Origin of the sequence: Photobacterium atrarenae (assembly GCF_024380015.1) — a bacterium.
Lineage (GTDB): Bacteria > Pseudomonadota > Gammaproteobacteria > Enterobacterales > Vibrionaceae > Photobacterium > Photobacterium atrarenae.
The window spans coordinates 1,445,139-1,462,535 of record NZ_CP101509.1 but is presented as its reverse complement, the minus strand read 5'-3'; the positions used below and the strand labels follow the sequence as shown (position 1 = coordinate 1,462,535).

6 protein-coding genes, 1 tRNA gene and 1 pseudogene are annotated in these 17,397 nt (G+C 47.2%); 3 read left to right on the top strand and 5 right to left on the bottom strand.

Features of this window, described 5'->3' with window-relative positions:
* Positions 1-3,318, bottom strand: a complete 3,318-nt coding sequence (locus NNL38_RS22615; RefSeq protein ID WP_255391121.1) for a non-ribosomal peptide synthetase — start codon at positions 3,316-3,318, stop codon at positions 1-3.
* Between the two features lie 17 nt (positions 3,319-3,335).
* Complete coding sequence (locus tag NNL38_RS22610; protein WP_255391120.1) at positions 3,336-12,092, bottom strand: non-ribosomal peptide synthetase/type I polyketide synthase; 8,757 nt, start codon at positions 12,090-12,092, stop codon at positions 3,336-3,338.
* 225 nt (positions 12,093-12,317) lie between these two features.
* On the opposite strand from NNL38_RS22610, the pseudogene NNL38_RS22605 reads away from it, so the two are divergent.
* Positions 12,318-12,481: pseudogene (locus NNL38_RS22605) on the top strand (helix-turn-helix domain-containing protein).
* 216 nt (positions 12,482-12,697) lie between these two features.
* Here NNL38_RS22605 and NNL38_RS22600 read toward each other — a convergent pair.
* The 3 genes from NNL38_RS22600 to NNL38_RS22590 form a co-directional block, all read right to left on the bottom strand.
* Positions 12,698-12,772, bottom strand: a tRNA-Gly gene (locus NNL38_RS22600).
* A gap of 228 nt (positions 12,773-13,000) precedes the next feature.
* A complete protein-coding gene (locus NNL38_RS22595; RefSeq protein WP_255391119.1) occupies positions 13,001-13,183 on the bottom strand; it encodes a hypothetical protein in 183 nt (60 codons plus the stop codon).
* Positions 13,184-13,376: 193 nt separating this feature from the next.
* On the bottom strand, positions 13,377-15,572 hold the full coding sequence (locus NNL38_RS22590; protein ID WP_255391118.1) for a glycosyl hydrolase family 18 protein: 2,196 nt from the start codon (positions 15,570-15,572) through the stop codon (positions 13,377-13,379).
* A 486-nt stretch (positions 15,573-16,058) separates the two neighbouring features.
* Between NNL38_RS22590 and NNL38_RS22585 the strand changes: the two genes are divergently transcribed.
* Positions 16,059-16,961, top strand: a complete 903-nt coding sequence (locus NNL38_RS22585) for a chemotaxis protein (RefSeq protein WP_255391116.1) — start codon at positions 16,059-16,061, stop codon at positions 16,959-16,961.
* A gap of 142 nt (positions 16,962-17,103) precedes the next feature.
* Positions 17,104-17,397, top strand: a complete 294-nt coding sequence (locus tag NNL38_RS22580) for a hypothetical protein (RefSeq protein WP_255391115.1) — start codon at positions 17,104-17,106, stop codon at positions 17,395-17,397.

Genomic DNA, 17,397 nt, shown 5'->3' with positions numbered 1-17,397 from the left:
TCACTCCACATTTGCCACATCCTCGAATATCCGGGCTAATATCAGCTCAGACTGTTCATAAAGATAAGGTGAGCTAAACAACTGGTGCAGAGATAAACGACAGCCGAATGCTTTCTCTATACCACTAGAAAGTCGAACTGCCAGCAGTGAGTTACCACCTAACCTGAAGAAATGTGATTGCTCGTTAACTGAGACTGCATCAAATAAACTTTGCCAAATCACAATAAGTTTATTCGTTACCTCATGCTGCTCAGAATGAACAGCATCGGCTTGATTTAAGGTTTCTTGCTCAATAAATTGCCGCGCTATCGCCAGTGCCTGTTCACGATCAATTTTTCCGTTTTGGCTAATTGGCAATGACTCACACCAAATAAAGCGCACAGGAACCATGTACCCCGGTAATTGAGCCACTAATTTTTTTGAAATAAGGCGTTCATCCAATAAACAGCCAGAATAAACAGCAAGTAAATTAGCCCCGGCAAACTCATTGCGATGCACCACAACGGCCGCATTTTCAATACCATCAACTTGCGTAAGCTGGGTTTCAATTTCGGTTAGTTCCACACGGAAACCATTTATCTTCACCTGAGCATCTTTTCTTCCAAGAAACTCTATAGCGCCATCAGGAAAATAACGCCCCAGATCGCCGGTACGGTACAACCTTTGCCCGGAAACATGTTCAACGAACTGCGCTGCCGTACGCTGCGGATCGTTCAAATAGCCCAGCGCCAAGCCGGCACCAGCAATATGAATTTCACCAATTGCCCCTGTTAAGCATTCTTTCCCCTCTCTATCCAAAACATAAAGCTGTTGATTAGATAGGCCGTAGCCATAAGGGATAGAGCGCCACTCCGGAGATATATTTTCAATTTTAAACCAGTTAGACCAGATAGAAGCTTCGGTTGCACCGCCCAATGAAATCAGCTCAGCCTGAGCGCACGCTTGTTTTAACTGCTTTGCCAATGGCAGTGGGACCCAATCTCCACTGAGCATAATTAACCGCAATGACGACAGTGCCGGAAGATCTGGCTCCGAAATCATCGTTAGCATATGAAGAATGGCAGGTACTGAGTTCCACACTGTGATGCGTTGCGTTCGGCATAACTCAATAAGCTCTGAAGGCTCTGGACGCTCGGTTTCATCCGGCAGAACCAAAGTAGCCCCAACACTTAGCGTGCCGAAAATATCTTGTACTGACAGGTCGAAATAGATCCCGCTGACACCAAGAACTCTGTCATTTTCATTCATAGTGAAACGACGATTAATATCTTCAATCGTATTAAGTGCTGCACTGTGAGTGATCATGACCCCTTTAGGTTCTCCCGTGGACCCCGAGGTATAAATAACGTAAGCCAATTTCTCGCCGTTATTTATCAGAACCGGAGGTTGATCTTTCGCTTCTAATAACGTTTGAATCGAAACACATTGCTCCAGGAACTGCTCACTTTGTGATACCAGCAACTTAGCTCCACTGGCTTGCACAATGTGATCTACTCGCGCTTCAGGCCAATGAACAGAAAGCGGTAAATAAGCGGCATTACTGAGTAAAACACCGTAAAGGGCGATAACTTGTTCAATCGACTTGGGAAGCTGAACAGCAATAATATCGTGCTCAGTCACCCCTCGGCCGGCAAGCCCAGCGGCGACAGTCCGGGCTTTACTCAGCAGCTCACCATAAGAAATGCTTTGACTACCAAATTGAACAGCCGTACGTGTCGGAGTAAGCTTGGCCTGACCGATAAAATCACTGCATAACAGCTTATCTGACGCCACTTCAGGCCCTGTGACCCAAGGTTTTAGCGATTGGTTCGCACTATCACCCGGGTATTGCTCCAGCCATGCCGACTCAGTAGCAATCAATGCATCAATCATGTGTGACGATTTTTCTACCAAACCCTCAATAATGCCTGGCTCAAAAATTTCCTCGACACAGTCCCAATAGCAAATTAACCCTTCATGATTTTCAATTACCTGGTGATCAAGCCAAACCTGAGGAGTCTGCAAATGACTGTCAAACAGCTCAAACCGATGCATATCCGGTAACACTTCAGCCAATTGCCCGGATTGCAATCCACTTGTAAATACATACGGCAACACTGGATCTTCACTGGCGCTTGCTTGCTGAATACGCCGCATCAATTCAACACCCGGCACAATTGCATGCTCCAAACGCTCTGTCAGACAGTTCTGTAAACGCTTCACTTGCTCTATAAACGTTGAAGTTGAATGGCTATCAATTGGTACTGTATTACTACAGTTACCAGCCATACTTTTTAGCTCAGGGTCGGTGAAAGGACGGAAATTCGCCAATACATTCAGGGTAAAAGACGGCTCACTACTCCATCGGGACAACGCAGTGGTGTAAACAGCCAGTAGTGCGGCATTTGCCGTTACTCCGTGTTTACTCGCAGTCTGACGAAATACCTGCCATTTATCCATTTCCCAGTGACGAGAGTGACGCTGAAATACTGCCTGTTGGCGCGATTTCCCCGTTTGCGGTAATGCAGGAGAAGATGGTAATAGCGGTAGCATTCTCTCCCAATACTCTTCACTGATAGCCGCATTTGGCGTGTTCTTTAGCTTTTGGGTTGCCAGGACATAATCGCGATACTCTAACGCTCCTTCAGGCAGTCCAACGTCGAGATCTCCATAACGTGCTACCAAGCCCCGCAACAACATCGCCAGCGAGGGGCCATCAATAATATTCAGTCGAATAGTCACTAAAAGACGATCTGAATCAGACCGCCTGATTACGGTAAACCGAAACGGCTGACCGCTATCCAGAGGAGGTAACTCATTCAAATGTTGGTGCTTTAGGTCTATGCTCACCGCATTACATTCATCAACTGAGTTCTGTCTAAAATCCCTGATATCCAGGCGCCAATCATCATTCCATGGAACCACTTGCTGGCGGTTATCTTCAAAAAACTTCAGGCGTAAAACGGGAAAATCCCTGATCAAAGCACGGATTGCGGCTTCAAGACGCCCCAAATCCACGTCATGTAAGCGATACTCATGATAAAAGCAGGGAAGCGTGCTTTGTTTCAACCCCCCGCATTCCCCCACATAGTAAGCCTGTTGAATAGGTGTCATCGGAAAAGGCTGATAGGTATCCCCAACATGTCTGGTAATGCCAGACAGCTCAGGTAAACTTTCCATTTTTAGTTCAGTGAGCAAACGCGGCTTATGAAACCTAATCGCTTGCTTAATCTCTTCGCTCATCGCCCCTTTAGGCGCTGAGAATTTGAGTTGCTCACCCTCTAACGACAGTCGAATATTACGTTTATCCAGCACCAGCTTCAGATCATGCATATCCATTCGCTGTTCACTCTCTATCACAAGAACCCTTCCTCTACGTCTTCCACTTCACAGTAATATTGATGTTCAATCCATGCAGCTTGCTGTCTGAGCTCTGGCATACGAAGTAACTGGCCAAGCGATGGCGTTACATTGAAATGCTCACGGATCAAGGCACTGATCCTGGTCATCAACAAAGAGTCACCGCCGCACAGGAAGAAATTTGCTTCAATATTAGTAACTTCATAATTAAGCACTTCTCCCCAGATCTGTGCCAAAGTGCATTCTGTTTCAGTGGATGGCGGTATGCTCTCTTTGAAATCTGTGGCAAGTTTTCTATCAGTATTCAGTGTTAAACACTGCTGTAGGCGCTGACGATCAACTTTGCCGTTAGCAGATAAAGGAAACTTATCCAATGCGAGTATCTGTTGCGGTACCAACTGACTGGTAAGGTGCTCTCCGGCCCAGTCAATTAACGCAGCAGTATCGAAATGAGTGACTGTAGTTGTGTTTTGTGCCGCAATCAGGTGATAACGCATACACTCGGCGACTTCTCCCTGCTTAGGGAACTGAGTTGTTCTGGGAAAGCCGACCTTTCTCAGTGTTGCCTGCCATGTCTCTGCCGATAACATTGGTAAGTGCGTATCCAGACGAATATCTTCGTAGTGAGACAACCCTTCAACAAAACCGAGGCTCACCATCTGGAAGCGTGGGTTACATGTGCCTTCAATAAGCAGTAGAACACCTCCCGGCTTAAGCAGTCTTTTAAGCAAACGACTTGATGTATTGACATCATGAGCATCATGGAGAACATTGGCACCAATGATTAAATCAAAACCACCGTCCTCCAAACCAAACAGACTCGGATCTTCGTTGATGTTATAGAACTGAAAATCAATGAATGGATAGTCAGCAAATTTACCCCTGGCATGGGCAAAGAAATAATCAGACAAATCGGTATATACATACTGACAATTATCCGCTGGTAATCGCGGCAGCACCTGGCGCGCAGCACTGCCAATCCCTGCACCAAACTCCAGCACGCGGAATGTTGTACCTTTAAGTTTGGCATTGACCAGTGCCTCAACTGCGTCAGCTGCCACGCGGTTAAAGTGCTGCGATACCGGATTGTCTTCGTACCAGCTTTCTACAAAGTCAGTTTGGCCTTGCTCAAACATCAGATCGAGCGGGTTAAAATGCCCCTGAAGAAGCTCTTCAATTCGATCAACACAACCCAGATACAATCGCCAGAACTTCTGTTGATAAGGTTTTCCTTCGACGATATCAGAAGCAATCTTTTCCCTCAGGCCGTTGAGTTCTTCAGCCTTTAATGGTTCTAGGCAGACGATATTTTCACCCTCAAGAGTAAAATAACCGTCCTGACAAAGTACCGAGAGCCAGCTTTGCAAGATCTTCAAGTATTTGTCGCAAACATTCAGTTCGCTGACCAAATCAGCCAGACGACAACTCTGTCCCTTTCGCTCAAACAGACCACTTTGATGTAATGCATAACGCATAACCAAAGTACTCAGCAGCTCCATCTCTTGATAATGCTGTTCATAGCTCTGTGGAACAAAATCATCCGCGATCACCTGGCAGGAAACTTGTCCGCCCAGCTCTAAAGCTTGCCACTCTGCATCAACTTGCTGACAACACATGTCATTTATTCTCAGCAATTCACTATCAGCTAAAGCACTTTGCTCGGTATCTCGCACACTCTCTTGCGACCGTGTAACAAAGCCATGCAAACGATCATTGTGAGTTAAAACAACCGCTTGATTAACCAAAGGATGCTTCTCGAGAGTGCTCTCAATTTCTCCCGGCTCAATGCGAACGCCGTTAATCTTCACCTGGTTATCCATTCGGCCAAGCAATGTCATCACACCATCAGAATCCAGAACCGCTAAATCGCCAGTGTGATAAAGGGTATGCCCAGAATAAGGATCAACACGGTACTTTTTCGCTGTCATCTCCGAGTCGTTGAGGTAACCCTGAGACATAGCCAGCCCCCCCATACAAATTTCCCCTGCCACACCAACTGGCACCGGTTGTCCGGCGGCATTCAAGAGTTCAAGGTGTTGGTTAGGCAACGGTCTGCCATAAGGAATGCTTTCCCACTCTTTATCAACAGATTCAATGTGATACCAGCTGGATACCACAGCAGTTTCTGTTGGGCCGCCAATACTGTAAATATCGCAGTTCGGTGCAAACGATTTAATTCGATCCGGCAAAGTCAGCGGGATCCAGTCTCCGCCAAGCATAACCTTGCTCAACCTTGACAAGTGTTCTTTACCTTGTTCGTCGTTTTCTGCGGCTTCAACAAGCAACTGCATCAAGGCCGGAACGCTATTGATGACAGTCGCTTTATGCATACTCATCAAAGATAACCAATGAGATGCAAAATGCTGTTTTGCATCCGGCATCACTACAGCGCCGCCAGAAATCAGCATGCCAAAAATGTCGTACACCGACATATCATGATGTAATGCACACAGTGATAACGTTCTTTGTCTGCTACCAACGGCAAAGACATGGTTCATCGCCAACAGGGTATTAAGTGGACAACGATGATCCAGGAGAACGCCTTTCGGTGTTCCGGTACTTCCTGAGGTGAAAATGATATAGGCAAGATCATCGGGAGAAACAACCGGCAACGCTGTACTGATTAATTCACCTCTATCAAGGAGTTTTTCTAAGGAGCAGCACACTGCGTTAGTGAGTTCAACCAAGCGACCGGACATTGACTCTGAACAGAGGATCAAAACCGGATCGACCTCAGCCAACACGTGCTGTAAACGCATATTGTCATAATCCGGGTTCACCGGCACATATACACAGCCCGCCATCATGGCACCTAATGCTGCGATCACCGCCTGGTCTCCTTTAGGAAGCAAGACAACAACATTCTTTGCATTTATTGTTTTATGCTGCTGTATGGCACGCGCGGCAATTTGACTCTTTTCCGCTAACTCCCGGTAAGTTAGCTCACTTGTCGGTGTCAGTACTGCCGGAGCTTCGGGTGTTAATTCCACCTGTTTTAAGAAACAGTCATGCAATGTCGACCCAGGATAAGGCTGCTGCCAATCGTTAACATTGGCCAACAGTTGCCTGTCTTTTTCATCCCGAGAATCACTATTTAAGTTGTCCCAGCATTCAGGTTCCCGCGCCAGTTTTTCCAATTGACTTGTATATGCTGCAAATAATCCTTCAATCAGACGGGCTTCGAAGATTTCATCAACAATAAACCAACGGTTAACCAAAGCACCACCATATTCGGTTGCCTGATAATCCAGCCATACCTGAGGTGTTTGGTTAATTTGGAACACCTGCTTGCTCATCAGCTCCCAATCCGGTTGGGATGGATCGTCAAAGTCCATTCCAATCATGCTGGTGAATACTACAGGCATGTTGATTTGGTCTGCCGCCGCAGAGTTGACTCGCCCCATATCCCGCATGACCTGAATACCACTGTAATCGCGGTGCTCCAGAGCATCCCACAGTTCCTGCTGAGTACGTTGCGCTGCTTCTGTGAATTTTTCATTGCCATCAAACTCAACCGGAAGCAACATTAGTGATGTAAAATCACCACACACAGACATCACCTGAGGGTGGACATTCTTCCGGTTGAAATACGTGATATTTAACGTAAACGCAGGCGATTTACACCACTGGGCCAACACTTGGGTAAATACAGTAAGCATCACAGCACTCGGCGTTAAACCACGAGCTTTTGCCTGTTGCTGAAAACGCTCCCAATGCATTGGAGACAAACGGTGATCCAACGTTCTGAAAGTCGGTTTAGCTAATAACTCAGCGTCACAACGCAATGGCAGTTGCGGTGCACCAGGCATGGTCTCGACTTTATCCTTCCAGAATGACTGCGATTGTATATACGCAGTTGTTGTTCGCTGACGAGATTCCGCCAACACGTAATCTCGGAACGAAAGCTCCAACGCTGGTAGCTCAGCCATAGGTTCTTTCAGTAATTGATTGAGCTCGCCATAAATTATCCGGAAACTCTGAACATCAAATACCAGCAGATCCATATCTAAGTGAATACGAGTGATTCCCCCAGGCAGCAAAGAAGCTCTCAGCTCAAACAACGGCCACTGAGAAGGGTCCATCACCTGATAACTCATCCTTTCCCGAAGAGCGCTCAATTGCTGTTCAGACTCATCATCTGGTAAGTAACGCATATCACTGACTGCAACCTGATAATGCGGAACCTGCCGCAAAATTTGTTGCTGGCCGGACTCTAAAATAATGCAGCGCATCATTTCATGACGCTGAATGAGTCGATTCCACGCCAGCTCTAATCGCTCCGGATGTAAATTATCAAGCTCGATTTCAATATACTGATGACATGCAACGTTACCGAGCTCCAGGCTGTCGTTACGTCCAATCCAAAATGCCTGCTGCAGATCTGTTAGCGGAAATGGCGCATAGCGATTTTCAGTATCCAGTTCTATCATCACTGCACTGCTTTGCTGCGCGGCAGAGAAAGCGATATCGCCACGTTTTTGGCACTGCTTCTGTAAATAAGCACTCAAAGCAGCAACGCTGTCATACTGAAATGCATCCCGCACCGAGATTTCAAACCCACACTGGTTTCGTAACGTTGATATCAATTCGATCAAAAGCAATGAATCCAGACCTAAACTCGGAAATGCCTGTTCTGGTACTGGAGCATCGATTTTTAGCAATTTCCCAACGAAATTACTTACCATGGCCCGTAGCTTTTCTTGCTGTTCTTCTACAGGTAAATCAGCCAGTTGGCTCGGTGTCAGTACGCCACTATCCACTGTTCTTATGAAATCTTGATTCGCTGACTCTTCGATGCCGTGTTCAATACAGCGAGCGAACATCGACGAACTTGCAACCAATTTTTCTAATGCCCGGCTAAACTCAGGCTCACGGTTCTCGAACACCATAAGCCCATGAGCATTAGTCATCCCTAATACATTCAGTGCAATATCAGGATTTAATAAACTCAGTCCGCTAGCCTCAATTTGATCGACAATTTGTTTTTTCTGGGTTAGACCGCAATCCCATGGCCCCCAAAGAACAGTAACGGCAGGCAAGCCTTTCGCTTGTAGCGCCATTGCAGCATACTCCTGCCAACGGTTCGCAGCTGCATATGCTGATGTGAATGGGCTATTCAACCAGCTGACAATCGATCCAAACAAACAAAACTGTTTGAGCGAACATGCTTCTGTTGCTTCTGCTAACGCCATAACACCATGAGTTTTGACTCGTAGCGTTTCACTGAAGGCTTCTTCTTCAGCATCAAAAACAGAAAAGTCTTGTCCGGAGTGGGCGGTATGGTAAACCAGTGTCGGGCTAATATTGTGATTATTCAACGCCAGCTTTAGTGCTTGTGGCTCACAAATATCAGCCACAATCACCTGAACTTCTGCCCCCCTGTCACGTAACGTTTCAATTTCTTTCTGTTGCTCAGCCGAACAAGGGCGGCGAAGCAATAAACCAAAGCGTCTAATACCTTGCCCTGAAAGCCATGTTGCGACTAACTGACCAAGCCCACCGTAGCCAGCAATTAATGCTGTATCCTTGTCTGTCATCACCATCGGCGTAAGAGATGAAGCACGAGTAGGCTCAACAACAGGCTCAAAAAACTTGGTTCCGCGTAATGCCAAAACAGGGCCTGAACCAGGCAATTGATTTAACATTCCACAAGCTGTGGCAATAGACTCTTCAGAGTCGATATCCAAGCACAGGTAACGTTTAGATTGCTCTTCATTGCACGCGGCCTGATAGAGAGAAGTTAATGCAGCATATGTCCAGTTATTTTCACTGGAACCACCATTTACTGACAACGTTCTCGGCAGGATAGAAATAAGTGGCAATGACGCGTGAAGATGCACCCTATGTAGCAACTGCAAGTGCTCTTTCGTCGCAACATCAAAGCTGGCAGCCAACTGCTTGTTGTCAGAGACAGGAGATTGCAGATAAATCACCAAATCAAAGCCAGATAAGTCCTTCTCTTCATGCAAATCCGACATACTGGTTGTTTGAAAATCGAAAGACGATAGATGTTTTAACCAGACATCACACTGATACTCACCAATGAGCAAGATACGTAAACCATCAACCGTTTTACTTGCCTGACGTATGTTAGATAGCAGTGATGATTGCGGTTTCCAACAAACACGCTTTAGCGATGGCAACGCCAACTCATCTTTATCAGGCCAAACGCGAGATGCTTCAAATTGTTTGGTCGGGATCCTGACCCAAGGTGCCGAGTGCTGGTTGTAATACTCCTTCAAAGGTTCATCAATGCCACACCGCGTAACGATCTCTAATATAGAAGCAAACTCTTTATCGCCTTTCTGAATTCCCAAGAATTGCACGTCATCACTAAATAATCCTTGATGACGGGCAAGGCGCGCGAAGCTGCCATCCGGACCTAAATCAACAATCACTTCAGGTAAAAATTTCTTTGCACTCTTCAGCGCTTGAGCAAACAGAACCGGCTGGCGCAGCTGATGCCACCAGTATTCCTTATCCATTTCGCTGACGCTCAATGGCTGCCCGGTCAGAGTCGATATAAACTCAATAGACGTATCTGTCGTTGGGGAACTATTTTCCTCAAGCGATAATAAAAATTCAGCTTTAATCGTCTCCATACTGTGTGAGTGGAATGCTTTTGAGACAGACAACATCTTGGCTTTGTCTGCATAAACATCAACAAACTCACTTACTGAAGCCCTATCTCCACTGATAGTAATACGTTCCGGGTGATTAACAGCAGCTATTGATACCCCCGGCCAGTTCGCCCCAATCGTCTCAAACTCAATTGGCGACATATTCACAGCCGCCATTGCGCCGTCTGCTGTTTGACTCTGCATCAGTTGCCCACGACGGGCAACAATTGCCACCGCCGCTTCTAAAGTCAAGAAGCCCGCCACAACCGCAGCCGCAAACTCACCAATGGAATGGCCTAACACCGCTTTAGGTTTTAATCCCCATGTACGCAACTGTTGTGCCAGGGCATATTGATAAGTAAACAAAGCTGGTTGAGTGATGTCTGTTTGATCCAGGCCGGAAGTATCGGATGATGCAAACATCTCCCCTTTTATATTCGCCACGCCATGCTGAGTAAACAATTCACAGCAACTATCAGCAACACGACGAAATTCAGCACATTGGCTATATAATCGCTTACCCATTCCGGCAACCTGGCTTCCCTGGCCGCTGAATATCCAAAGCCCGTGATTATCTTCCGGGACTTTGCTTATCACGGCATGCGCCAGTGCTTCACGTAATTCTTCTCTGTTTTTACCACTAACGACCACACGGTAGCGCTCAGGAGTACGACGTAATACTGCCGTTCGGGCAACAGAGTCAGCACTTTCACGACTTAAAGTCTCACTATAAAGCTGACGCCCTTTTTCTAACGTCTTATTGGAATGCGACTGAACCAACAATGTATGCATTTCATCATCAATTTGCTGACAGCCAGGCGTGTGGCCTGGCGGTTGAGCAATAATCATATGACAATTTGTACCGCCAATCCCAAATGAACTAACAGCGGCCAGCCGTCGCCCTGGTTGCTTCCAAGGTTGGGTGTCATTAATGATAAAGAATGGAGTATCTTGCAGTTTTAAATGAGGGTTAGTCGGCGTTGCGCCCAAGGTAGGAGGTAAAACAGCATCCCGTACACTGAGTGTCGCCTTAACAAGGCTGGCAATACCAGCCGCAGATTCTAAGTGGCCCAAATTTCCTTTAACGGAGCCAATGCCACAATACTGGTTTCGCTGAGTTTCTTCACGATAAACACTAGTCAACGCGTTGATTTCGACCGGGTCACCAATTAAAGTCCCGGTACCATGAGCTTCTATTAAACCGATTTCATCAGCTGATACATCCGCAACTGTTAGCGCTTGGCGAATCACATCTTGTTGCCCCAAGCCGCTGGGTGCAGTAAAACCGACTTTGTCGTTGCCATCATTGCCGACCGCAGAGCCGAGAATAACACCATGGATTTGATCATTATCAGCAATTGCATCTTCTAATCGCTTAAGAAGAACCACGGCTAAACCATTCCCTGTCACAATACCACTTGCTTTTTCACCAAATGGTCGGCAACAGCCATCATCGGCAAAGATAGAACCTTCCTGACGATAGTAACCCAACCCTTGAGGGAAAGAGATACCAACACCGCCCGCCAAAGCCATATCACACTCATCATTTTGAAGGCTGCGGCACGCATAATGAACGGCTACAAGAGAGCTTGAACATGCGGTTTGAACAGTTAAAGCGGGCCCTGTCAGACCAAGCTTATACGACACCCGAGTCGCCAAATAGTCCTTGTCATTCCCAAGCAATTGCAACATCGTTGTTGGCGTGGTGACTTGTTCGGCATATGCTGTTGGCAGGTATTTTTCATAGCTGCTTTGGCGTGTTGCGCCAAAAATGCCAACGCATGCTTGTTGCCACTTGGGTAATAAAGCGTAAGGATAGTTGCCGTCTTCTAAAGCTTGAACACAAGCCTCTAGAAATAAACGTTGTTGGGGATCGATCAATTCAGCTTCGTGGTAAGAGTATTGGAAAAATTGATGGTCAAAATTTGCAACCCCATCGACCTTAGTCCCTGCTTTCACAAAGTCAGGAGAACGCCAGACTATAGGGTCAATCCGCTCACCAAGGAAATCTTGCTGAGAGTAATCCTGAATCACACTAGTTCCATTTCTGATATTTTCCCAAAATTGAGAGATATCATTCGCTTCAGGGAAACGGCAGCTCATGCCGATGATGGCGATGGGGTTATATGACATACACACTTCCTAAGTCAGTGAAGACAAGGAATAGTACGTCAACAAATTACTGAATAATGCCAGTTAACGGAGCATTTTCACGGTAAAACGGATTTTTGAATGAGATTTATTTACATCACTAAGGCTTTACGCTTACACCTGAGGAGCCACAGAATACCAACATCAAACAACTCTAAATTGCCATCGGTTCTCTACAAGTTTCTCAACAAGCATAGTCGTATAAACATGCTCTCCAACGATAATCCCCCGAAAAATCTCACAAGAAAATTAGCATTAATGACAGATATTGATCGAAGCTACGTGGGGCGAATCAAGAGAAGGGCAGTCAATGTGACGCTAAAAAAATGTACCGATTGACGAAAGCACGAGAATGTGATCCTACAACATGATTACCCAAACCAACCCTATAGTCACTGCAACATTCATCAGCCCAACCTGGGTATTCAAGCTCGCCAAACAAACCGACATTAATCATTTTATAGCTAAGTTCTACTTTCAAATATTAAATGAAATTCATTATCACTGATTGTTTTTTCAAACTTTACCGTATTTTTAGCGGATACAGAAAAGCCCACACCTAGGTGCGGGCTTTTCTTGAAAAATCTTGGAGCGGGCAGCGGGAATCGAACCCGCATCATCAGCTTGGAAGGCTGAGGTAATAGCCATTATACGATGCCCGCATCGTCGGCAATGCTGGACAGCAGCCTGATGCGTAGATTCATCATGTCAGATCACCGCGAAAAATAAAGCATTGATTCAATGGACATGACCGATATCACATTCAAGGCAGCTAAGTGGATGAAAAATCATCACCCAGGACGGCCGCTACTCAACAAGATGGGTCAACAATAGAGGATCAGAACAACAAAAGCCGGCGATTGCCAGCTTTTGCTCAACTCCAGTCCTTCCTACTTATCAGACGGATATTCACCTTGTTTACGCCGACGTTCTCGACCCGTCGCCTGCCAATGTTCATCGGGGTCGTAGCTTTCATCGCAAATATCTAAGGTGAACCCCATATCGACAATTTCTTTCAAAGTCAGATTATCAGCAAGTTTGGCAATCTCTCCAGACTTGTTCCGTAGCTCCATAACCGCCCACCTTCATCAATAGCCAAGCATCCCTGACTCATGACCATCCGTGTAGAGCCGAACCGACCATCCTTGTCAACTTAACTATAGTGCCGCTGCGGGTATTTGTCCTACCGGTGCCGCCGATGCAAACAGCCCTGCGGGATGCAGGGCTGTGATCATCAACTCAAAACGAGTTGCTATTTAACGGCTGTCAGATTTGTTGCCAAACATCACTGGAATCGGGCTGCTCACCTCGGGTCCACCACTTCGCTTTATATTTCACGCCGTTATAAACAACAACATCGCCACCAACATACACCTGGTTTGTATCCCAGACCGGCACCGTATCTGCTGTCACGGTGACCACGACGGTTGCGCTGGCTGTCGCTTGGCCATCGGAGACCGTCACGACCAAATCAACGTTAGTATCAGCAGTCACAACAGGCGCAGTAAAGGTAATATCGGCCCCCGCTGTCGTGGCAGTCACCGTCCCGCTGGAAGCCGTGTAAGTGAGTGCATCGCCATCCGCATCATCAGCCGACACAGAAATCACGACCTGCTGCCCACCAGCGACCATCGCTGTAGCTGGTGCTGTAAGTTCAGGCACCGTATTGCCGACATCACCGGAGCCTTTCACATTGACCACAATATCTTTAGCCACTTGCTTACGCCCGTCGCTCACCGTGACGGTTACCACATCCTGCACATCCGACGCAGTATTCGGCGCCTGATAGGTCACAGTTGCCGTCCCGTCCCCGTGATCCACAACCGTCGCATTGGCGACGCTGAAGGTCAGCGGATCGGCATCGGCATCCGTTGCGGAGACAACGAAGCTGATTACCTGGCTGGCGTTGGCGTTTTGTGCAGCTGGCACTGTCAGGACCGGCGCGGCATTAGGCACTGTTCCGGCACTAAAGACCCGATCAATGGCCTCAGCCAACGGCGAGCTTAGCTGGGTACATTCTTTTAGTTTCGGTCCATGGCTGATGAAGCTGCCTTTACATTCAATATCCCCGTGGGCCTGCCAGACAATCACCCCGCCAAGTTGATTATCCACGATGTACTGTGCTTTTTTCTCGATGGCCTGAACATCATCATAACTGAGGAAATATTTTCCTTTGACGGCATAAGGCACCTGGGCATTGGCATCCCATTTATGCTCCCACCCCGGCTGCTTCATGATGTAGTTATAGTTCGGCTGGCCTTCAAAGAGCTTCCAGTTGTCCAGGTCGACTGCAGATAAGGTTGGGCCATCAACACTGAAATTCACGGTCCGCTTGTCTGTCGGTGCCCCCACATAGGCCGTTGCCTCTGTGGTTTGGACACCCCGGCCATAAAAGGCCGCGCCGAAGTTAATCTTGTTGGCCGGCACACCCTTCGCAGCCATCCAGTTGCGCAAGTAATCGAGGTTGAACTCGGCGAACTCTTCCTCAGGATAGCCATACAATGGCGAGTTATGACCTGCGACATTTGACCAACCCCCATTGAGGTCATAGGTCATCATGTTGAAGTAATCCATCGAGGCAACCAGTCGCTGCCAGTTATAGCCTTCAAGTTTTGACGGCGCAGCCGAAAAGGCGGCAGTAAGCAGTTTGTTGGGTCCGATCCGCTCACGGATATCTTCCATCAGTTGTTCAAAATCTGCGAAGTCAGTTGGATTCCCCGGGAAGTTCATCCCTCCGCTGCCCGGAAACTCCCAGTCAATGTCGATACCGTCAAACCCAAGTGCCATCAGCTTGTCGATATCGGCCAAGAAACGGGCTTTCTTCACCGGATCAGCGGCCATTTCGGGGAAGTGTTTGGACATACTCCACCCCCCAAGCGAAGCCATCACTTTGACCCCTTTTTGATGCGCCAGGTCAATCAGACCCGGAGCACCGCCAGCTTTCTTGAGCGGAATCGGAAACTGGCCGGTGATCCCGGTGGGTTCATGTAACCATCCTCCAGCATGTGGAACAAACCCCTGATCCCGTACCTTTTTCAACTGTTCTGCATTCCAGGGTTCGTCAACCGGGTATTGGTGAATATACTCCAGCTCCCCCCAAAGAATGTGGAAATCCCAGCTGGAGTATACGTCCGGGTGCAACAAGGGCCCAGGCTCCTGCTGAACATCAGGCTGGTAGATATTTTTATTGCGTAAGTCACCACTGTGTAACGAGCCATCCTTGGCCACACCGAAGAACGAAAAGTTGAGGATCGAGTAAATGTCCATATCAATGTTTAAGTGCGTGGCTTCCCCTTTCACACTAAACCCTTCATTCGGACCTTTCCATGCTTCCCACTGCGTCAGATACCCGATCACTTGCTTATCGTGTGTCGGTGCTGCATGCGCCATGCCGGCGACACCAGCCATCAGCATTGCAGCAACAACGCCCGCAACTTTACTTCGGTTGAATCCCTTGTTCATGTTTCACTCCACGCTATTGTTATTCACTTATATCCGGTTTATGCCGATTCACTCGGTCCGGGTGACATCCGCCGCTGCTACCACAAACATCGCAAGCACACACCGATAGCCTTTTTGTCCGGGGATGTATTCATTCATAGCGTAGTTATTTTGCTTTGCGAAAACGATTGAGTTTTTTTAACATCAGCTCAAGAAAATGGGTGATAATTGTGCAAGAATTTCAGTCTATCCTGAATTTATCTTCCAACAATTTGGATTCCTGAAGTTGATCCTGGCAAATGCCCAGGAGGAATTTTTCTCCTGAGAAATAAGAAATTTCATGCGTTCCGAGCTCGATTGCAAACGCATCGGTAATGAAAACTGCGGGCATTTGTTCGGAACTCATTCACTTTTGTATCAATAACATCCATTCCTATTTCTGTCGGAAAACGTTACTATACTGGGTGTGTCCAACGTCATTGCTCTCGCGCAAACAGGGATTGCATTATGATCAAAAATGCGACAAATCAATCTCAGGGAATGCTGCTGTTTCAACTGACACAGCGCCAGTCTTTTGCCATTGGAACCCTGAAAGTCAAAGAAATTGTCCCTTATTCCCGACTCACAGCCATTCCCCAAGCTCACCCGACGGTTTTGGGCGCAGCAACATTACGCGGCGATACTCTTCCGGTGATTGATATGGCCAAGGCCGTTGGCTATCCTCCGCTGAGCAAAGAAGAGCTAAAAAATTGCTATATCATTGTCACCGACTGCAGACGGATGCTGGTCGGCTTTCTGGTTCGTGGGATTGATAAAATTACTGCCTGTAACTGGCACGAAATTGAAGCGCCGCCAAGCTCACTTGGCAGCAACGTGTTTGTCACTGGGGTGATGAGAGTTGAAAACAAACTCGTTCAACTGCTGGATGTCGAGCTCTTACTGTCGAAAGTCTTCCCGGATAAGCCGGACAATTTGCACCCTGTACTGACAGATGTTCAGCGTGAAGTGTTGCGGCCATTGAAAATTTTACTGGTCGATGACTCTGCCGTTGCTCGCCGCCAGTTGTCACAGGCTCTCGACAGCATCAGCATCCCTTACTTTATTGCGTCTAATGGTCAAGATGCACTCAATATGCTGCGCCATGCCGCCAGTAGTGGCAATCCGTTTGATATTCTGGTCAGTGATATTGAAATGCCGGGATTAGATGGTTACGAGCTGGCTTTTGAAGTCCAGAACAGTCACGACCTGAATCACGCCTACATTATTCTTCATACCTCTCTGTCCAGCGAGATCAGTGTCTCGCAAGCACACCAGGTCGGTGCCCATGAAGCGCTGACTAAATTTGAAGCCAATGAGCTGATCCACGCTATGCTCCGCGGGGCAGAAAAAATCAGTGAAGAGGTCGCCTAAGCAACAATGGGGGCAGTCGGCCCCCGAAAAGTTCAATGTTAAACCGGATTTTTTTAAGGTTTAACGTGATATTGACATTAAAAAAGTTCTAATCAGGCAAATTAGTTCCTCTATGATTCGCTAGCCCGATTTGAGAACAGTCATGATAAAACGCGCCTTGTTTTCCCTCATCTTCCTTTGTATTGCCGCCCACTCTCACGCAAGTCCGGAGCTACTCGCGCCTTCTGAAGTCCAATATGGGCCGTTTCAATACATCGAAACCATTGAAGTCCATGGCAATATAGAAGACAGCGTCCTCCGACTGATCCAAGCAACACTCGAAAATAAACAGTCCGATTTTTATGTCATCCAGGACATCTCCGAAGATACCCGGCACGATACCCTGACGGTTGTGATCAACCTTTACAATCAAGGGCAGAGTAATAACCTCTCCTAG